Source organism: Collinsella sp. CLA-ER-H7, assembly GCF_040092345.1.
In the GTDB taxonomy this organism is placed as follows: domain Bacteria; phylum Actinomycetota; class Coriobacteriia; order Coriobacteriales; family Coriobacteriaceae; genus Collinsella.
The window spans coordinates 78,777-97,370 of sequence record NZ_JBBNLT010000008.1 but is presented as its reverse complement, the minus strand read 5'-3'; the positions used below and the strand labels follow the sequence as shown (position 1 = coordinate 97,370).

The window sequence follows — 18,594 nt, the reverse complement described above, 5'->3', positions numbered from 1 at the left end:
TGGCAGGTTAGCGGAGCTTGCTGGTCTCGAAATACTTGGGATATTGGTCCAGGACCTCGGTCTGGTTGCGGAACATCATATGCAGGTGCTTGCTGACCAAAAAGCTCGCCTCGATGGGGTCGCGGCCGGCGATGGCGCGGCGGATTTGCTTGTGCTCGTTAACAATCTCCTGATTGTCGAGCCTCTGCGTGGCGGCGCGCAGCCAGCGGAAGCGCTCCAGGTCGGCATTGGTCGCCTCGAGCCACGACCACACGGTGCTGCGGCACGCGATGCTAAAGATCATGCGGTGCATGAGGTTGTCGCTTAAAAAGAATCCGATGCGATCCTCTTCGGCCATGGCCTTTTCCTGCAGCGCGATGGCTCGGTCGAGCTGCTCGATGCCTGCCGAGGTGGCACGGGCGCAGCACTCCACAATCACCTGTTTTTCCAGGTGTTCGCGAATGTAGCAGGCGCTCTCGGCAAAGGTGAGGTTGATGGGCGAGACATAGGTGCCGCTTTGGGGCACGGTGCGCACCAGGCCCTCTTGCGCCAGACGCACCAGTGCCTCGCGCACAGGGGTGCGCCCCATATCCAGGTCGTCGCAAAGCTGCTTGACGCCTAGCTTTTCGCCCGGCTTGTAGTCCAGGTAGACGATTTTGCGTCGAATGGTGTGGTAGGACTGGTCCTGTAGGCTCGTTTCCTGCTCGCCGACGTGCATCGATTCTTCCATAGTGCCTCACAACCGTTCTATCACACTCATATATCAGCTGTTAATTATGCCGCGAATCAGCTCTCCGCGGTGGGTAATTCGGCTGTTGCCCAAGAACTATTGCGGCATCTTAGTCTGTATTTGCGCAGGGCTGTGCCCAATGTTGCCGTATCATAAGCCGTCGCAAACGTGAAATAGAAAGAAGGAATCCCATATGCAACTGGCAAATATCGTACGCGAGCGCTGGAAGGGCGTCTTGTTCTGCCTGATCATCGCCATCCCCGCGACGTTGTTTGGCAAACAGATTGAGGTGGTCGGTGGGCCGGTATTTGCCATCCTCTTTGGCATGGTTCTGGCGCTTGTCTTTCCCAAGAATCGCCGCGAACAGCTCGCCGCCGGTGTCACCTATACGTCTAAAAAAGTCTTGCAGTACGCGGTTGTCCTGCTTGGCTTTGGCATGAACCTCTCGCAGATTCTGTCCAAAGGCGCCCAGTCGCTGCCGATTATCGTGGCGACGATCTCGACCTCGCTTGTCATCGCCTTTGTGCTCTGCCGCGTTATGAACGTGCCGGGCAAGATCGCGACGCTTGTGGGTGTGGGCTCGTCGATTTGCGGCGGTTCGGCCATCGCTGCGACCGCGCCCGTTATCGATGCTGATGATCGCGAGATTGCCCAAGCCATTTCGGTCATCTTCCTGTTTAACGTTATCGCGGCGCTCGTGTTTCCGACGCTCGGCGGCATGCTCGGGCTGACCAACGAGGGCTTTGGCCTGTTTGCCGGCACCGCCATCAACGACACCTCGTCGGTAACGGCTGCGGCGAGCGCCTGGGACAGCATGCATCCCGGCGCCAATGTGCTCGAAAGCGCCACAGTGGTTAAGCTCACCAGGACGCTGGCCATTATTCCCATTACGTTGGTTCTCGCATGCTGGCAGATGCATCTGGCGCGCAAGGCCGGCGGCGACGCCAAAAGCACGTTCTCGCTTAAACGAGCGTTTCCCATGTTCGTGCTGTTCTTTGTGCTGGCGAGCGTGATCACCACGGTGCTTCAGCTTCCCGCGTCCATTACGGCGCCCATCAAGGAGCTGTCGAAGTTCTTTATTGTGATGGCCATGGCGGCTATTGGCTTTAATACCGATATCGTCGAGCTGGTCAAAAAGGGCGGAAAGCCTATCGCGTTGGGCTTTTGCTGCTGGATTGGCATTGCGTGCATGAGTTTGGGAATGCAGCACGTGCTGGGAATCTGGTAGAGAAGCAGCTTATTTGCGTGTTGCATGCTGGTGGGCGCATTCTCACGGTGGAGCGATAGGAGCTCTTGCGGGTATGGCTTGTCCGCAGGTTGATAGGTCCCGAAGAGCTCTTATCGCCCCGCCAGGATGGCGATGCGGGGCAATTCATATATTCGCAAGAAGGCACCGCGGATCCTATAGTGTTTGGTGAACATTATCGTTCAATTTTGAAACACTTGAGATGCCGGGTCTCAGATGGGGCCGCGGCTGGAGACGGGGCGAACCATGGACAGCGATGCCAAGCTGCAGATTCTGATTGAGGCATTGTCCGCAGCCGGAGCATCGGCGCTGGCAATCGACGGGCGCGGTGGCGTTGTAATCTCGACTATGAGTGACGCGGCGCTCGAGCAGGATATCGCTGCTTTTGTTTTCGAGCGTCTCGCTCGCGTGGGCGATGGGGCACGCCTGGTGATGGGCCACGAGGGCGTGCGGTTGAGCTTGACGGTGCGCCCGACGGCCAAGGAGCGCGGAGCGCTTTGGGTGGTCGTGGCGCATGAGGTGCGCGCCGCTGCGACGCATGCGGGCATCGAGTGGCTCAATGCCGACGAAGTCGAGGCTCGCTACGAGTCGAGCACGTACGGCATCGTCGAAGATGCGGCAGCGGTCGCTGCCCCCGTACGGGAGAGCTACGCACGCGGGGTGCCCCTTATGCTCGAGGGTGAACTGGGCGCGGGGCAGGACCAGATTGCAAAACGCCTGTACCTGGATGGACCCTATGCCGATCAGCCCTTTGTGTCCGTTGCGCTCGATGAGCTTACGGATCGCGGTTGGCGCCATCTGCTCAAAAGTTCCGAATCGCCGCTATTCCAAACGGGGCTGACGCTTTGCGTGAGCGGCTGGCATGCCGTTGGGGCCCAGCGCCTGCGCGAGCTCGTGTCCGCAATGATCGACACGGCGCTCGCAACTCGTTGCCATGTGGTGTTGACGGCAAACGATATGCCGGGTGGTGGCGAAAGCGACCAGGCTGCCTTTGTGACCGAGCGCTTGGCATGTGCAGTGAGCGTGGCGCCTGCGATTGCCGAGCAGGGCGGCGCGTCGAAAAAGACTGCGTGCTACCTGAAGTATCTGGCAGATATGTTTAAGACGGGTGCCCCCATGTTGTCCGCCGCCGCGGCAGAGACGCTCGATGTGTACCGTTGGCCCCGCAACTACTTGCAGCTGCGTGAAGTCTCTGAACGACTCTATATATTAGTGGGGGCTGGAACGGTGGAGCGTGCCGTGGCGAAAGAGGTACTCGCCCAGGAGGACGTTATCAAGACCGCGACCTTTGGTGCCCCGACGCTCGATAGCGATCTGTATATCTTGCGTCCACTGGCCGATACCGAGCGCGATATCGCGCGGTTGGTCCTGCAGCACCTTCACGGCAACAGGACTCGTGCGGCAGAGGTGCTCGATATAAGCCGTACGACCTTATGGCGCCTGCTGAAGGACAGCGACCGCTGAGCGAGGCGCCGTGACCGCGTGCGTCGCGTGTGCTACAGTCCAAAGAAGCATTGTTTCGATTGTGTTACGGCATGCGGGGGAGTATGGCGGAGACTTCAAAACCGAACCGAACAAAACGAAGTGCGGCGCCGGTCAGCCGACGTACGACTTCGCGGACGTGGGGCAAAAGCGCCTCGGGGTTCGACGGCTCGTTCAAGCGCACAAAATATGGCTATCCTTCGGCAAGCGCTCGCTTGGCTATGCAGGCCGAATCCTCGTTGTGGGGACGAAGGCGCGTGGTGGGCTCAAAGCTCAAGCACGATGGCACGCTTGGCTACATTAGCCGTGGTGCTGCCCGCCGTAGCGGCCTCAATCCTGCAGGCTGGCATCGTTACGTGCCGATCGTGGTCGTTGCTGCGATAGTCGTCATCGCGCTCGCAGCGCTTGGCTATGCCGGCGGCGGCGCGAGCCTGGGCACGATGTTCAAATCGCCCGAGCTCGCGCATGTTGGCACGGAGCTTGTTGAAGGCGCACGAGACCAGACGGGTGTGGCGCCCCAGCGTGGCATGGTCGCAGCTGCTGCCACCATTGCCGATGCGCAAAAGAACGAGGACGAACAAGGCGACGGCGCCAAAACGACTCACACGAACGAAACGACGACAACTCCATCGGCAAGATAAGTTGCGAGTGGGGCAGCAAATATGGGACGGGGCTTTTTAGCTGCCCAAGACAGTGGCTCACTCGATGTCAGGCACCAACAGCGAGCGGGCCGCATTTGCGCCAAGGTGACGTGAAATGAGAGGGCGCTGACCTTTTGGTCGCGCCCTCGAAATTGAACGTCAGATTGGCGTGAATGCGGCTCGCGCAGCGTCAACGGGTCCGCCGTTCGTTAGAACGGCGGAACATACACCACGTTGTTGCGGCGAGGCTTGGCCTTGGGGAGTGCGTCCTCGGCGTAGCCCAGAATGCAGTTGCCCACACCGCGCAGGCTTCCGTCGGCGGGCAGGCCCCACTTGGCCAGCAGCTCCAGGCCCTCGGGTGAGTCAAAGACCTCGTGCGCGCGGTGGATCCAACACGAATCGACGCCCAGCGCATAGGCTGCGTTAAGCAGGTTGCCCATGGCGAGTGAGCCGTCTTCCAGGTGCGTGGGCACGCTGCGGTCGACGAGCACCACCACAACCGTTTTGGCACCGTAGAAGGGGTCGCCGTTGCTGCCCATGACTTGCGCATTGAGCTGCGAGAGACACTCGACGGTCGCGGGGTCGGTGACGGCGACAAACGTCACCGGCTGACGTCCCATGCCGCTCGGCGCGTACTGGCCTGCCTCGATAATGCGTGCAAGCTTTTCTGCCTCGACGGGGCGATCGCTGTAGTTGCGGCAGCTACGGCGATGGATGAGCGCTTCGATGGTCTCCATGGGTTCTCCTAGCGATGACGTTGCAGATGCTCCGTTCTTACCCGTCGCGCCGTAGCCGTAATCGCGCAGAGGGCCCCAAACAGCAATAGCTACCAATCGGAAAAGTCGGCTTGCATAAAACTGCGGCAAGAATGTGAGAAACTGATGAGATGGTTAAACGTTTTATCCCGTCTACCCTGCGGTTTTTTACCACTTGCCTAAAACAGGGGCGCATATCAATTGATAAAGGTTTTACTAAAGGGGTACCAACGTTTATCAATGCGCTGTGGTGGCGCTGGGCCAGGAGGTAACTATCATGTTCCAGGCTGGAGATGTCGTCGAGACTGACTTCGAAGGATTTCTGAAGCTGCTGCGTTCCAAGACGCGCGCTTTCGTGTCGATCAACGATCATGAGTACTACATCACGCACACCGATGGCTATTGGCGTGTTCAGGATTGCGAGACCCTCAACGATAAGGGCCACTTTACTGATTGCTCTGAGCTGGTCAACACGGTCTGCGAGGTCGTCGAGCTGCCTTGGATCTGCGGCAAGAGCCTGCACGACAGCTTTGCGGGCGCTACGGTCTACGAGGCCGTCGCTGCCTAACGGGCAAATACATCGCTATTCTCGCGTGACCGCCTGCGCCGCCCCCGCGCCGGCGGTCTTTTACTGTCGATGTGCAATGAAGAGCCGACCATATATATCGAGCTTATTGATGATAGTCAAAATTCGGACTAATCTAAAAACAAATTAGTCAAAACTCGGACAATCGAATGGCGGGATAGATGAATAGCGCGGTTACGCTGGTCGATTTCGACCGGATGCTCAATGGACTTGAGCATATCTATTCGGAGTTCTCACGCGCCTGCGGTCTTTCGGATTGCGCCTACTGGGTGCTCGTCGACACCAGCACGGCCGGCGGCAGCATCGCTGTGAGTCGTCTGACAAGCGAATGGTTCTATAGCACACAGACCATCAACTCGGCCATTAAAACCTTGACGGCGCGGGGTTTCGCCACGCTGGAGTTTGCCGAAGGCAGTCGCAAGAACAAGGTTGTGAGCCTGACCGAAGAGGGCAGGCGATTTGCCGAGCGTTATGCGCTGCCGGCGCAAGGGGCCGAGCAGAGAGCCTTCGATGCCCTCGAGCCATGGGAGCAGCGCGAGATTATGCGCTTGATCGGCAAATTTTCTCAGGTGCTCGGTGACGAGTGCGAGACATTTAAGCAGCAGGTGGCAGCTGAAAGTCAGATGCAAGATCGACGTGAGGGGGAGTCGTGCGACTGCTAATGAGGTTTTTGAAGCCCTATCGAGGACTTGTCGCAGTGACACTGCTGGTGCTGCTGGTGGATAACGTCGGTACGCTGCTGGTTCCCACGATGTTGGCGAACATGGTCAACACCGGTATTACCACGGGCGATGTCGACTACATTTTACGCAACGGCCTATACATGTTTATCGCGACCAGCATGGCTAGCGGCGGCACGGTGCTGGGCTGCTATCTTTCGGCGCGCCTGGCCGCCAACGTGGCCTGCGATATCCGCAATGCCGTGTACGACAAATCGCTCGAGCTCGCTGCCAGCGACTTTGAGCGCTTTGGCACGGGGTCGATGATCACGCGCTCGCTCAACGACATCAACGTGATTCAGCAGGCAATCCTTCAGACGATTCAGTTGGTGCTGCCGGTGCCGTTCTTGGCCGTCGCGGGCATCATTTTTGCTTGGTTCATCGATCCCGCCATGGGAACGCTGCTGGGCGTGGTGGTTGCGATCGTGCTGGTGGCGGCGGTCTTTACGGTGGCTAACGCCGCGCCGATTTTTATGCGCCTTCAGAGCTTTATCGACCGTATGAACGTGGTGCTGCGCGAGAACATCGTGGGCGTTCGCGTCATCCGCGCTTTCAATAAGGAGCGCCACGAGGAGCAGCGCCTGGATGAGGTGTTTAGCGAATACGCCGCCAACGCCATCAAAGTCAACCACCTGTTTGTGGGCCTCGACAGCTCAAGCTTCTTTTTGATGAACATCGCCGAGGTGGCGGTGCTGTGGGTGGGCGGCAACCGCGTAGGCGCCCACGCCATGCAGATTGCGAGTATCTCGGCGGTGCTGGAGTATGCAATTCTGATCCTGTTCTTTGTGATGATGGCGCAGATGGTGGTGCTGACGCTTCCGCGTGCTGCCGCGTGCCTGAACCGTGCGCAGCAGGTGTTGGAGATTGAGCCGAGCATCGTCGATGGCGAGCGCACGCTGGATGACGGGGCGCGCGAGCCCCAAGACGAAGCCGATGAGGTGGCCGTGTTCGACCACATGTCGTTTCGCTTTGACGATGCCGACGAGGACACCCTGTGCGACCTGAGCTTTGCCTGCCGTCGCGGTCAGACGACTGCGATCGTTGGCTCGACAGGCTCGGGCAAATCGACGGTGGCAAAGCTTCTGCTGCGCTTCCACGATGCCACCAAGGGCTCCATTCGCCTGAATGGTGTGGACCTGCGCGAGCTTACGCAAGACGAAATCCGCGGGCGCATTGCCTATGTGCCGCAGAAGGCGTGGCTGTTCTCGGGCACGGTGGCGAGCAACCTTCGCTTTGGTAACGAAGGCGCGACCGAGGGCGACATGCTTCACGCGCTTGAGGTTGCCCAGAGCACCTTTGTACTCGACCAACCGCAGGGGCTCGATACCCCGGTTGCCCAGGGCGGTACGAACTTTTCGGGCGGCCAGCGCCAGCGCCTGGCCATTGCTCGCGCGCTCATGAAGCGCGCCGACCTGTATATCTTCGACGATAGTTTTTCGGCCCTGGACTTTAAGACCGATGCCGCCCTGCGCCATGCGCTGCAGGACGAGACGCGCGACGCCGCGGTGCTCATCATCGCGCAGCGCATCTCGACGATTTTGCATGCCGACCAGATCGTTGTGCTCAAGGACGGCGAGGTCGTGGGCTTGGGCACGCATGGCGAGCTTATGGAAACCTGCGAGGTGTACCGCGCTATCGCGGAATCGCAGATGAAGGGAGGTGAGTAGCATGACCGAGGAGCTCAAGAAGCAGGGCATCGCCGATGACGCCGCTGCCGCGGGACTGGTCGAGGAAACGGCTGCCGCGTCGACCGAGCTGGATGACGCCGCCAAGCGCGAGGCTCGCCGCCAAGCGCTCTACGAGGAAAACGAACGTGCCGAGGACGAGCGCGCCCGCGCCGAGGCAGAGCGTATGCGCGACGTGGACGACGAAGACGAGGACGAGACGCCTCGGGATACCTGGGCGACGGTGCGCCGCCTGTGGAGCGAGGCTGCCGGCGACCATTGGCGCTTCTATATCGTGTTCGTGAGCATTGTGTTCTATGCCATCTTTAACACTGCCGCGCCGGCATATAGCGCCCGCGTGATCGATGAGCTGTGGAGCCACATTCAGGTGGCGTTTGCCAACGACACCACCTTTAGCATCACCTGGGAGAACTGCGGCAGGACCATCTTCATCTACTTTATGATCTGGACGGCCGCTGCCTCGTTCTACGCGCTCCAGAGCTTTTTGATGTCGAGCGTGGCCGAACGCCTCAACCTGCGTCTGCGTAACCGCATCGCCCAAAAGCTCAATCGTCTGCCGCTCGCCTATTTTGACGCGCATCGTCCCGGCGAGGTCGTCAGCCGCGCGACCAATGACTTGGACAAGATGTCCGAGAGCATGCAGCGCGGATTGCTGCAGCTGCTGGTGTCGATCGGTACCGTGGTGGGCGCCGTGAGCGTGATGTTCGTGTTTAGCGTGCCGCTCACGCTCGTCTTTTTGTTCTTTACGGCGTTGTCGCTGCTGGTGACCAAGGTGGTCTCGCGCCGCACGCATGACGTGACCGGCGAGCGCCAGGAGTGGGTGTCCAAGATTACGAGCGCGGTCGAGGAGGGCTATTCGGGCCGCTTGGTGATTCGCGCGTTTAACCGCGAGCGTCAGAGTTCTGCCGAGGTGCACCAGGCCTCGGGCGAGCTAGCGCGCGTGAGTGCCAAGGCCGATTTTATGATTAACGCCGTCGGCCCCGCGGTGCGCTTTATCGGCCGCCTGGCACAGATCGTGATTGCGATTGTGGGCTGCAGCATGCTGGTTGCCGGCCACATGACCGTCGGCGTGTTCCAGGCGTTCTTCCAGTTTATCTACGAGGCATCCGAGCCCATGACGCAGCTGTCGTTTACCTTCAACTCGCTGCAGAGCGCGCTGGCGAGTGCGGAGCGCGTGTTCGACCTGCTTGATGAACCCGAGATGGAGGCGGATCCGCAGCCGGGCGAGGCCGCCAAGCTGCCGGGTCGCGTGGAGGGCCGCGTCGCCTTTGAACATGTGCGCTTTGGCTACGCGCCCGACAAGCCGCTCATGCGCGACGTGTCGTTTACCGCCGAGCCGGGCCAGAAGATCGCCGTGGTGGGAACCACGGGCGCGGGCAAGACCACGCTCATCAACCTGCTCATGCGCTTCTACGAGATTGACGGCGGGCGTATTACGCTCGACGGCGTGGACACGAGTCGTATGGATCGCGGCGAGCTGCGGCAGCAGTTTGGCATGGTGCTGCAGGACGCCTGGCTGTTCGATGGCACGATTGCCGAAAACATCGCCTATGGCTGTCCCGAGGCAACGCGCGACGAGATCGTGGCTGCCGCCCGCGCCGCGCAGGTCGATTTCTTTGTGCGTACCATGCCGCAGGGCTACGACACGCATGTGGCCAACGATGCCGAAAGCATCAGTCAGGGTCAGCGCCAACTGCTGACCATCGCACGCGTGCTGCTCAACAACCCGGCGATTCTCATTCTGGACGAGGCGACGTCGAGCGTGGACACACGTACCGAGCTCGCCATCGGCCGTGCCATGGACGCTCTCATGCATGGGCGCACGAGCTTTGTGATCGCGCATCGCCTGTCGACGATCGTGGATGCCGACCTGATTCTGGTCATGGACCACGGCAACATTATCGAGCAGGGCACGCATAAGGAGCTGCTCGCGGCCGAGGGCGCTTACGCCGACCTCTATCTGAGTCAGTTCGCATAATGTGACAAAGGGACAGTCTCCTTGCCACATCACAAATAAGGCGCGCCGGGGGCGAATCCTCTGGCGCGCCTTTGCGTTGGCGTCAATGTTGTCGGCGGTCGTCCGCCTCTAGCGTTCGTCCACGAGCTTGGCGACGAGGGCTTTGAGCTCGGCCACCTCTCGCTCGAGTTCCTTGACGCGTCGGGCGTTTTCGGTGATGCCCTGGCGGTTGAGGGCGCTCTGCTCGGCGGCATCGTCGGGCATATACTCGCGATGCTGTTTGGCGTCGAAGCTCTCCTCAAACACGCGGCAGCCGTTGCGCTTGATGATGCGTCCCGGCACGCCCACGACGGTACAGTTGTCGGGCACGTCCTTGACGACAACCGAGTTACCGCCGATTTTGACGTTGTTGCCGATGCGAATGTTGCCGAGCACCTTGGCGCCTGTGCCCACGGTGACGTTGTTGCCCAAGGTGGGGTGGCGCTTGCCGGTCTCGTTACCGGTGCCGCCGAGCGTGACGCCCTGGTAGAGCACGCAGTTGTCGCCCACGACGGTGGTCTCGCCGATGACGACGCCCATGGCGTGGTCGATAAAGAAATGCTTGCCGATCTGTGCGGCGGGATGAATCTCGACGCCGGTGATGTGGCGGGTAATTTGCGAGAGCACACGGGCGAGCGAGCGATGACCGTGCTCCCAGAGCCAGTGCTCGGGTACGTGGTTCCACTTGGCGTGCAGGCCAGGATAAGAAAGGAAGATGACCAGACCGTTTTGCGCGGCGGGATCCTGCGCCTGGACGGTCTTGATGTCCTCGCGAATGGTATTGATAAAGCTCATCGGCCGCCCTCCCTTAGCGCCATGGCAATGCGATTCAATAAAGTATAGCGATTCGCTAGGGATTAGGAAGAACAATCTTGGCGGCTTTGCGTGACAGGTGTCAGTTATGCAAACTTGCTGGTAATGACGTAAGACTTTTGAGGGGTTTGGCCCGTACTCGCGCTGCAACCGTATACTGGTCAACTTGGACGTGTCCGCGCCCACAACTGAGAGGTTTTACTTCATGGGTTTCATTAATTTTATCGCTGAGCTGCTCAAAGACCCGCGCACCGCGATTGCCAGCTGGATCGCCGCCGGCCCGATTATGGCCTACGGCTGCGTGTTCTTGATCATCTTTATCGAGACAGGCGTGGTGTTCTTCCCGTTCCTTCCCGGCGATTCGCTGCTGTTTGCCTCGGGCTTCTTTGCCCACAACGGCGGCTTTAACATCGTGGCGCTTCTGGCCACCGCATGGGCCGCAGCCATCCTGGGCGATCAGTGCAACTTTATGATCGGCCACTTCTTTGGCAAAAAGATTATCGCCTCGGGCAAGGTAAAGGCCATGACGCCCGAGCGCATTAAAAAGTCCGAGGATTTCTTGGACAAGTGGGGCCACCTGGCCATCTTCCTGGGTCGCTTCTTCCCGTTTATCCGCACCTTTGTGCCTTTTATCGCCGGCATGGGCGGCATGCACTGGCGCAACTTTGTCGTCTTTAACGTGCTGGGCGGCATTACCTGGTCGACGGTCTTTACGCTGCTGGGCTACTTCTTTGGTGGCATTCCCTTTGTGCAGGAGCACTTTGAGCTGCTGATTATCGGCATCGTTGCCGTGTCGATCATCCCGACCGTGGTCGGTCTGGTTAAGGCCAAGCTGGGCAAATAGAACGCCTAGCTCGAGCCAGCGCGCAGACCGTACAGTTGAGGCCCGTCACCGTTTACGGTGGCGGGCCTCTTCAGCTTCGGTCAAATGAAAATACTTTACTTAGTTAAAGAAAAGCGTTTTATCAGACGCGCGTGCGGAGTACAATCTCGTGCATGCGAATCGACGTGCCATCGGCTTTGATGCTGCTCGCGTGTCCCGTCCGGCTCTACGCTCCGGGCGTGCGACGTTGCGACGCGGTCGGCCTCGGTCCTTGCGTGCGGGTTCGCGAGTATGCAACTGTGTATGTAAGGAGCGACATATGACTGTCGAGAAGAAGGATATCGATTGGGGTAGCCTCGGCTTTGGCTACATGAAGACCGATTACAGCTACGAGGCCCATTGGAAGGACGGCGAGTGGGACGAGGGCGGCCTGACCACCGACCACACCCTGCATGTCTCCGAGTGCGGCGGCATCTTCCATTACTGCCAGGAGGTCTTTGAGGGCCTGAAAGCCTACACCGCCGAGGACGGCAGCATCGTCTGCTTCCGTCCCGACATGAACGCCGAGCGTATGTACAACTCTGCCCAGCGCCTTGAGATGCCCCCGTTCCCCAAGGACAAGTTCGTTGAGGCCGTCAAGCAGGTCGTTTCTGCCAACGCCGCCTGGGTTCCGCCCTTCGGCTCCGGCGCGACCCTGTACGTGCGTCCGTTTATGATCGGCTCCGGTGACGTGATCGGCGTGGCTCCCGCTCCTGAGTACACGTTCCGCATTCTCGTGACCCCGGTCGGTCCGTACTTTAAGGGTGGCCTCAAGCCCGTCAAGCTGCGCGTTTCCGAGTATGACCGTGCCGCACCGCACGGCACCGGCAACATCAAGGCCGGCCTCAACTACGCCATGTCCCTTAAGCCCACGATGGAGGCCCATCGCGAGGGCTATGCCGAGAACCTGTATCTCGACTCCGAGTCCCGCACCTATGTCGAGGAGACCGGTGGCGCCAACGTCCTGTTCGTGAAGGAGGACGGCACCCTCGTCGTTCCTCAGTCGCACACCGACTCCATCCTGCCCTCTATCACCCGTCGTTCGCTCGTTCAGGTTGCTCAGGACCTGGGTATGACCGTCGATCAGCGCCCCGTCGAATGGGCCGAGGTCAAGGCCGGCACCTTTGTGGAGTGCGGCCTGTGCGGCACCGCTGCCGTCATCTCCCCGGTTGGCGAGATCGACAACAAGGTTTACGGCGCCGACGAGACCGTGACCTTCCCGGCTGGCTACACCGAGATCGGTCCTGTGATGAAGAAGCTCCGCGAGACCCTGACTGGCATCCAGTCCGGTGCTGTCGAGGACAAGCACAACTGGGTTTACACCGTCGCGTAATTTGTCTTACCTATCCGGGCAGAGAGCAAGTTCCCTCCCGGCGCGTCCTCGGACATGCAAGAAGCCCTCGCTGCGCACTTCGTGCGGCGAGGGCTTCTTGCGTCCTGCGGAGTGCGCCGGAAAGGAGGGTCGCCCTTTTGTTTTGCTTCGCGCCATGTGGGGGCGGTGGCGACGTGCATCTTTGCGAGTATTCTGCAATCGAAGGCCCCTGCATACCGACCTCGGGCAAAAAATCGGGATTTCTCGATGTTTTCTACGGATGATGGGCGGGGTTATGGGCTGACAGCGTTTGATTTGCAGGGATATTCGCGGTCTTTGGCATTTATCGTGGCGCCCGAAGCTCTTGGTTATGTTGAATACTCCTAAAAATGCACGGCGCTTAGAGGGGGACCTTCGCGAAAAAGGAAACCGCCCCGTCGAAGTATGCATTCGACGGGGCGGTTTATGCATTTGGCCGATTAAGGATGCGCTGCCAAACTACTAGAACTTGACGGTCGGGGCCTGGCAGGCTGCTTCGGCGGCCTCGAAGCCCTGGCGCTCCTTAAACTGGAAGATGCCAGCAAAGATGACAGCCGGGAACGTCTGAATGGCGTTGTTGTAGCTGAGCACGCAGTCGTTGTAGCTCTGGCGTGCATAGCTAATCTTGTTTTCGGTATCCTCGAGCGATGCCTGCAGCTGCGTAAAGTTGGTGTTTGCCTTAAGATCGGGATAGGCCTCGGCCACGGCGAAGAGCTGGCGCAGCGCACCGGTCAGCACGTTGTCGGCTTCCATCTTGGCCTCGGGCGTGGTGGCCTTGACGGCGGTGTTACGCGCGCTGATCACGGCGGAGAGCGTCTCCTGCTCGTGCTTGGCGTAGCCCTTGACGGTCTCGACCAGGTTGGGGATCAGGTCGTTGCGGCGCTGCAGCTGCGTATCGATGTTCTGCCAGGCGTTATCGATGCGGTTACGCTTGGTGACCATGTTGTTGTAGATGCCGGCGATGGCGCAGGCAATCACAATGACAACAACGATGCCGATGATGACGGGAAGCATGATGTCTCCGTTTCGAATGGCCGCGGCGGCATGCGCCAGCTGCCGTTGGTATAACGCTACTAGTATACCCGCAACGTTTTGCCGTGCCGAACTTTCCGGTAAGCGTTGTGTTTTCGGCGGGGCCGGCACCGGGGCAAAGCGCGCGAGGTACAGGTGTAAGATATGCGACAGATTGACGAGTGTTGTCTTTGCCCTGAGGATGGCGATACCAGTGGACCTTCGCATTAAGAAAACCTACCACGCCCTGTTCGATGCCTTCACCGAGCTTCTCGAGGAGCATCGTTTTGAGGACCTGACGGTTGCCATGCTGTGCGACCGCGCCATGATTCGCCGCACGACGTTCTACAAGCACTTTCGCGACAAGAACGATTACTTTGCCTTTTATATCGATGAGCTCATGTCGGGCTTGCCGCAAAAACAGCCCGATGAGGCCGGCGCAGTGTCTGCCGAGGACGTGCGCGCGCTTCGGCACGCGATTTTGGACGATGCCATGGATTTGATTCTGGCGCACGAGCAGCTCATGGATAACATTTTGGCAAGCAGCATGTCGGGCATGTTGACCAACGTTATTTGCGACCGCATTGCCCGCTCCATCCGCGAGCGTGTGATGAACGTGCTTGCCGAGGATGCCCTGGCCCCCGTGTCACTCGAGACGACGTCTGAGTTTGTCGCCGGCGGTATTATTCGACTTTTCACGATATGGTGGGAATCGGGCCACGATCTTGAGCGTCGACCTGAGATAGCCGACGTGGTCGATGCGCTGTTTGAGCGGACCATGACACCGGTGAATCACTAAAGTGGCGGAGAGAGGGGGATTCGAACCCCCGGAACGCTCTCGCGCTCAACGGTTTTCAAGACCGCCGCATTCAACCGCTCTGCCATCTCTCCGTGAGTCGTAATGATAGCATCGTTTTGAATTTGCAACAGGGAAGGCGAACGATGACGATCACCGAAATCGACGAGAAGTTCATGCGCGAGGCGCTGGCGGAGGCGCGAGCCGCCGCGGCGGTGGGCGAGGTGCCCATCGGAGCCGTAGTGGTGCGCGCGGGCGAGATTGTCGCGCGGGCGCACAATCGGCGCGAGCTCGACCAGGATCCTTCGGCTCATGCCGAGTTCGCGGCCCTGTGCGCTGCCTCTCGGTCGCTCGGTCGTTGGCGCCTTTCCGATTGCACGGTGTACGTGACGCTCGAGCCATGCTGCATGTGTGCGGGGCTTATGGTTAACGCGCGCGTGGGGCGCTGCGTGTATGGCGCGCGTGACGCCAAGGCGGGCGCGCTGGGATCCCTGTATGACCTCAATGCCGACTCGCGCCTGAATCATCGCTTTAACGTGACGGCTGGGGTCCTGGCGGATGAATGCCGCGAGCTGCTGAGTAGCTATTTTGGCGGTCTGCGCGGAGCGGGCGGCGCTGATTGCGGTTGTGGGGCCGATCTTGAGGCGCATGCCGCTCATGCCGAGGCGCTCGCGTGTGCCGAAGATATCGCCGTTGAGTCGGTTGACTTTGGCCCCGCGTGCCGCCGGCCCCGCCGTGTGCTGCTGGCAATCGACTCCTTTAAGGGCAGCGTTTCGAGCGCGCAGGCGGAGGCGGCGGTTGCCGAAGGCGTGCGCCGCGTTTGGCCCGATGCCGAGGTGCGCGCATTGCCACTGGCAGATGGTGGCGAGGGAACGCTCGATGCCGTTGCCGCCTGCGGTGACGAGCTCTCAACCTGCGAGGTCGCAGGGCCCTGGGGCGACCGCGTGTCTGCCCGGATACTGGTGGACGACGAGCACGAGTCGGCTGTAATTGAGATGGCCGAGGCGGCCGGCATTGGGTATTCGCCTTGCACGGAGTCGGCGGCGTTGGCGGCTTCGACCTATGGCGTGGGGGAGCTTATGCTTCGCGCAGTTCGCACGGGCGCAAGGACACTCTATATTGGTCTGGGCGGCAGTGCCACCAACGACGGTGGCGCCGGCATGCTGCAGGCGCTGGGCGCGCGTGTGGTCGATGATCAGGACTGCGATGTCGTCCCCGGTCTTGCGGGCCTTGAACACGTGTCGAGTATCGATTTGACGTCAGCGCTTCGTGCACTGAGCGGCGCTCGTATCGTTGTGCTTTCGGATGTCGAGAATCCGCTCGTGGGGCGCCGCGGTGCGCTGGCGGTGTTTGGCGGGCAGAAGGGCCTGCCGACGGATGGCGCTGAGGCGCTGCGCAGGTACGACAGCTGGATGGTCGGCTACGGTCGCCTGCTCGATGCGGCAATTACCGGGGTGCGGGCTCAGGGATTGTTGCGCGTGCCCGAGGGTGCTCGGACATTTGGCTCGGTGCTCGGAGTGCCCGGTGCCGGTGCCGCAGGCGGCCTGGGTGCCGCGCTGCTGGCGCTCGGGGCGGAGCTGCGTTCGGGCGTGGAGACGGTGCTCGATCTCGTGGGGTTTGACGAGCGCGTGCGCGATGTCGACCTGGTCATAACGGGCGAGGGCAATATGGATGAGCAGTCCGCCGCCGGCAAGGCGCCGGTGGGTGTGGCCCGTCGTGCGAAGCGATATGGCAAGCCGGTGGTCGCCGTCGTGGGTGGTCGCGCCGTCAACCTGGATGCGGTGTGTGAGCAGGGTATTGACTTGGTTTTGCCGATTTGCCGCAAACCCATGGGCCTGGAACAGGCGATCGATCCGCAAGAAGCCACAACCAACCTCATCTGTGCCGGCGAGGCAGCCGCCCAATCCTACGACCTCGCCCGCCTCTAAGGCCTATCTCCCTATAAGTTGCGGTGGAATACGGAGCGTCTTTGCCTTTAAGGGGCCAATTCAGTCCGTATTCCACCGCAACTTCGAGAATGGCCATTCGAGGTTGGCTGCCTTGGGTCTTGGGTCGGACCGTTTGCCACGAAACGTGGCCATCTACTACGTTAAACCGGGCACCCTCGACCATCCCGGATTTTGTGAAATTAAAACCGCAGGTAGAAAGCTTGCCGATTTTCGAAAAAGCCGGCTATGGTTGACCCCTGCGGCCTAAACGTAGTAGATAGGTCCTTTTCGTGGCGCAGCGTCAGACCAGTCTTTTTGGGGCGGGGTTATTTTGACTACATGCCGATCTGATTGCCCAAGTAGTCAAAATAGTCCCGTCCCAAACTAGCTACTTTGTGGGATGTGGGGGATAAAGATTGCCGGTCGATTTGTCCTACTGGGGTATGTCGATGGCGCGAGTGGTTCGATTTTGAGCCTGAGTGGCAACCCGAGGCGAAATTTCGGGTCACCCAAATTGCTACAATTTTAAGCATATAGCGATGTCCTGCCTTGCGTTTCTGCGCGGGGGGGGGCGTATATTTGCATCGATGGGGACGACACACATATATAGCGAGTCGCTGCTTGACGTCCTCATGGATTTGGGGAGGGCCTTCATGAATCGCGTGTGTGCGAGAGCTCGAGAAATGCTAAAGCCTTTTGGCAAGAAAACCAATACCGCAAAGCGTGTCCTTAGGGTTTTGGCCGTCCCGCTGGCGGCGTGTGCGCTCTTGTTTGGCGCGACGAGTGCGTCGGCCGATCAAGCGGATCCCTTTAGCAACCACACCGTGCAGACGGTGAATCCCACCGGCACTACGGTCAATTTGTTCGACTATTGGGTCGTGAACGGCGACAATGATAAGTCCGTCAACATAAACAACAAAAATGGCAATGACAACACCGGCATCAACAAAGGTCACCAGCTCAAGTTCAATGGCGGTGCCGGATCGGGCATTAATAAATGGACGGGAAGAAGCGGCATTGACGGCTTTGGACGTCTTCCATTTGTGAAGAACACGCTGGTGAATGGCTATCCCGAGATCAAGGCTGGCACCTATGCTTCATACGGCACGAAAGGCGATTGCACCGATGAGTCGCTGGCCTATCTCTTTAACAACGACAGTCAGGCCAACGGCAAGCAGAATGGCAAGGCCGTTTACAACAACGTGCAAGGCCTTTTCCAGCTCAAAGATGGCTATTACGTCTACGACTCGTACGGCTCTGACGGTAACTATGGTAACTATGCCGTGTATAACCCCACGACCAACTCCTTTAACGTCTACGATAAGGCGGGCGTATATAAGGGCGGCGTATCAGATGCAAATCTGGGCCAGTTCTTCCCCTTCGACTCGGCTGACAAGGTTTTTGATGAGAAGGGCAACAGCCTCTCCCCTAAGCAGATCATTGATGGAAGCACGAACCTCAACCATCACTTTGGAATGTCCGTGACCACGGAGTTTGTCCAGCCTGCGAGCGGCAAGACCACCGGTAACAAAGATATGATCTTTGAGTTCTCGGGCGACGATGACGTCTGGGTGTACATCGATGGCGTACTCGTGGGCGATCTGGGTGGCATCCACGAGAAGGCGACGCTCAAGATCAACTTCGCCACCGGTGGCGTGCATGTCGGTCATGTCGACAATGCAAATGATCCCGAAAAGACAATTCAAGACACCACCATTAAGGCGATGTTCCAAGCTGCCGGCGCAGATACTTCAAACAGAAGATTCTCCGGCAACACCTTCCTCGACAGCTCCAAGCACACGCTGAGCTTCTTCTATCTGGAGCGTGGCGCGGGCGCATCGAACATGTCGCTTAAGTTCAACCTCACCACCCTGCCGTCGTCCGAGGTCGCGTAGGTCGACCAGAACGGCGAGGCAGTCCAGGGTGCCGAGTTTGCTCTGTATCAGTCAGATGCCAACTGGAACGCGCAGGATGAGGCCATCGCTCAGGGCACGACGGACGCCAATGGCCAGCT

At 59.6% G+C, this 18,594-nt stretch carries 16 protein-coding genes and 1 tRNA gene; 12 read left to right on the top strand and 5 right to left on the bottom strand.

The features are described from left to right. Positions 1–7: 7 nt before the first annotated feature. Positions 8–709, bottom strand: coding sequence for a GntR family transcriptional regulator (locus AAAX75_RS06150; RefSeq protein WP_118081719.1), 702 nt, complete (start codon positions 707–709; stop codon positions 8–10). A gap of 193 nt (positions 710–902) precedes the next feature. On the opposite strand from AAAX75_RS06150, the gene AAAX75_RS06145 reads away from it, so the two are divergent. The 3 genes from AAAX75_RS06145 to AAAX75_RS06135 all read left to right on the top strand — a co-directional run bounded on the left by AAAX75_RS06145 (position 903) and on the right by AAAX75_RS06135 (position 4,078). After that, positions 903–1,937 carry a YeiH family protein gene (locus AAAX75_RS06145; RefSeq protein WP_349091447.1) on the top strand — a complete coding sequence of 345 codons (1,035 nt, stop codon included), beginning with the start codon at positions 903–905 and terminating at the stop codon, positions 1,935–1,937. A gap of 264 nt (positions 1,938–2,201) precedes the next feature. Beyond that, positions 2,202–3,419 carry a helix-turn-helix domain-containing protein gene (locus tag AAAX75_RS06140; RefSeq protein WP_349091446.1) on the top strand — a complete coding sequence of 406 codons (1,218 nt, stop codon included), beginning with the start codon at positions 2,202–2,204 and terminating at the stop codon, positions 3,417–3,419. Positions 3,420–3,697: 278 nt separating this feature from the next. Beyond that, the gene (locus tag AAAX75_RS06135; RefSeq protein WP_349091445.1) at positions 3,698–4,078 is read left to right on the top strand and encodes a hypothetical protein; all 381 of its coding nucleotides are present in this window, start codon (positions 3,698–3,700) and stop codon (positions 4,076–4,078) included. A gap of 209 nt (positions 4,079–4,287) precedes the next feature. On the opposite strand, the gene AAAX75_RS06130 is transcribed toward AAAX75_RS06135, so the two are convergent. Then, positions 4,288–4,815 carry a nitroreductase family protein gene (locus AAAX75_RS06130; protein WP_349091444.1) on the bottom strand — a complete coding sequence of 176 codons (528 nt, stop codon included), beginning with the start codon at positions 4,813–4,815 and terminating at the stop codon, positions 4,288–4,290. 295 nt (positions 4,816–5,110) lie between these two features. Between AAAX75_RS06130 and AAAX75_RS06125 the strand changes: the two genes are divergently transcribed. From AAAX75_RS06125 to AAAX75_RS06110, 4 genes are all read left to right on the top strand, one after another. Further along, a complete protein-coding gene (locus AAAX75_RS06125; RefSeq protein ID WP_250787203.1) occupies positions 5,111–5,401 on the top strand; it encodes a CDP-alcohol phosphatidyltransferase in 291 nt (96 codons plus the stop codon). Positions 5,402–5,580: 179 nt separating this feature from the next. Beyond that, entirely contained in the window at positions 5,581–6,081 is a 501-nt protein-coding gene (locus AAAX75_RS06120) for a MarR family winged helix-turn-helix transcriptional regulator (protein WP_349091443.1), read from the top strand. Then, positions 6,081–7,805 carry an ABC transporter ATP-binding protein gene (locus AAAX75_RS06115; RefSeq protein WP_349091442.1) on the top strand — a complete coding sequence of 575 codons (1,725 nt, stop codon included), beginning with the start codon at positions 6,081–6,083 and terminating at the stop codon, positions 7,803–7,805. The genes AAAX75_RS06120 and AAAX75_RS06115 overlap by 1 nt, the downstream gene beginning before the upstream one ends. A 1-nt stretch (position 7,806) precedes the next feature. Then, a complete protein-coding gene (locus AAAX75_RS06110) occupies positions 7,807–9,801 on the top strand; it encodes an ABC transporter ATP-binding protein (RefSeq protein WP_349091441.1) in 1,995 nt (664 codons plus the stop codon). Positions 9,802–9,909: 108 nt separating this feature from the next. On the opposite strand, the gene cysE is transcribed toward AAAX75_RS06110, so the two are convergent. Next, positions 9,910–10,614, bottom strand: coding sequence for a serine O-acetyltransferase (cysE, locus tag AAAX75_RS06105; protein WP_195521049.1), 705 nt, complete (start codon positions 10,612–10,614; stop codon positions 9,910–9,912). A gap of 223 nt (positions 10,615–10,837) precedes the next feature. Here cysE and AAAX75_RS06100 point away from each other — a divergent pair, with 223 nt between their 5' ends. Both AAAX75_RS06100 and AAAX75_RS06095 read left to right on the top strand, forming a co-directional pair. Beyond that, positions 10,838–11,476, top strand: a complete 639-nt coding sequence (locus AAAX75_RS06100) for a VTT domain-containing protein (RefSeq protein WP_349091440.1) — start codon at positions 10,838–10,840, stop codon at positions 11,474–11,476. A 298-nt stretch (positions 11,477–11,774) separates the two neighbouring features. Continuing rightward, complete coding sequence (locus AAAX75_RS06095; RefSeq protein WP_035138743.1) at positions 11,775–12,827, top strand: branched-chain amino acid aminotransferase; 1,053 nt, start codon at positions 11,775–11,777, stop codon at positions 12,825–12,827. Positions 12,828–13,307: 480 nt separating this feature from the next. Here AAAX75_RS06095 and AAAX75_RS06090 read toward each other — a convergent pair whose 3' ends face one another. Further along, complete coding sequence (locus tag AAAX75_RS06090; RefSeq protein ID WP_349091439.1) at positions 13,308–13,859, bottom strand: LemA family protein; 552 nt, start codon at positions 13,857–13,859, stop codon at positions 13,308–13,310. Positions 13,860–14,070: 211 nt separating this feature from the next. On the opposite strand from AAAX75_RS06090, the gene AAAX75_RS06085 reads away from it, so the two are divergent. Beyond that, the gene (locus tag AAAX75_RS06085) at positions 14,071–14,655 is read left to right on the top strand and encodes a TetR/AcrR family transcriptional regulator (RefSeq protein ID WP_349091438.1); all 585 of its coding nucleotides are present in this window, start codon (positions 14,071–14,073) and stop codon (positions 14,653–14,655) included. A 2-nt stretch (positions 14,656–14,657) separates the two neighbouring features. On the opposite strand, the gene AAAX75_RS06080 is transcribed toward AAAX75_RS06085, so the two are convergent. Next, positions 14,658–14,747 (bottom strand) — tRNA-Ser (locus AAAX75_RS06080). Between the two features lie 51 nt (positions 14,748–14,798). On the opposite strand from AAAX75_RS06080, the gene tadA reads away from it, so the two are divergent. Then, entirely contained in the window at positions 14,799–16,580 is a 1,782-nt protein-coding gene (gene tadA, locus AAAX75_RS06075) for a tRNA adenosine(34) deaminase TadA (protein ID WP_349091437.1), read from the top strand. 683 nt (positions 16,581–17,263) lie between these two features. Continuing rightward, on the top strand, positions 17,264–18,475 hold the full coding sequence (locus tag AAAX75_RS06070) for a hypothetical protein (protein WP_349091436.1): 1,212 nt from the start codon (positions 17,264–17,266) through the stop codon (positions 18,473–18,475). Positions 18,476–18,594: the final 119 nt, after the last annotated feature.

Excerpts from the sequence above, each read along its gene's own strand:
- AAAX75_RS06145 (WP_349091447.1), top strand. The coding sequence starts at position 903 with ATGCAACTGGCAAATATCGTACGCGAGCGCTGGAAGGGCGTCTTGTTC.
- AAAX75_RS06100 (WP_349091440.1), top strand. The coding sequence starts at position 10,838 with ATGGGTTTCATTAATTTTATCGCTGAGCTGCTCAAAGACCCGCGCACC.
- cysE (WP_195521049.1), bottom strand. The coding sequence starts at position 10,614 with ATGAGCTTTATCAATACCATTCGCGAGGACATCAAGACCGTCCAGGCG.
- AAAX75_RS06115 (WP_349091442.1), top strand. The coding sequence starts at position 6,081 with ATGAGGTTTTTGAAGCCCTATCGAGGACTTGTCGCAGTGACACTGCTG.
- AAAX75_RS06120 (WP_349091443.1), top strand. The coding sequence starts at position 5,581 with ATGAATAGCGCGGTTACGCTGGTCGATTTCGACCGGATGCTCAATGGA.
- AAAX75_RS06110 (WP_349091441.1), top strand. The coding sequence starts at position 7,807 with ATGACCGAGGAGCTCAAGAAGCAGGGCATCGCCGATGACGCCGCTGCC.
- AAAX75_RS06130 (WP_349091444.1), bottom strand. The coding sequence starts at position 4,815 with ATGGAGACCATCGAAGCGCTCATCCATCGCCGTAGCTGCCGCAACTAC.
- AAAX75_RS06090 (WP_349091439.1), bottom strand. The coding sequence starts at position 13,859 with ATGCTTCCCGTCATCATCGGCATCGTTGTTGTCATTGTGATTGCCTGC.
- AAAX75_RS06125 (WP_250787203.1), top strand. The coding sequence starts at position 5,111 with ATGTTCCAGGCTGGAGATGTCGTCGAGACTGACTTCGAAGGATTTCTG.
- AAAX75_RS06095 (WP_035138743.1), top strand. The coding sequence starts at position 11,775 with ATGACTGTCGAGAAGAAGGATATCGATTGGGGTAGCCTCGGCTTTGGC.
- AAAX75_RS06140 (WP_349091446.1), top strand. The coding sequence starts at position 2,202 with ATGGACAGCGATGCCAAGCTGCAGATTCTGATTGAGGCATTGTCCGCA.
- AAAX75_RS06070 (WP_349091436.1), top strand. The coding sequence starts at position 17,264 with ATGCTAAAGCCTTTTGGCAAGAAAACCAATACCGCAAAGCGTGTCCTT.
- tadA (WP_349091437.1), top strand. The coding sequence starts at position 14,799 with ATGACGATCACCGAAATCGACGAGAAGTTCATGCGCGAGGCGCTGGCG.
- AAAX75_RS06150 (WP_118081719.1), bottom strand. The coding sequence starts at position 709 with ATGGAAGAATCGATGCACGTCGGCGAGCAGGAAACGAGCCTACAGGAC.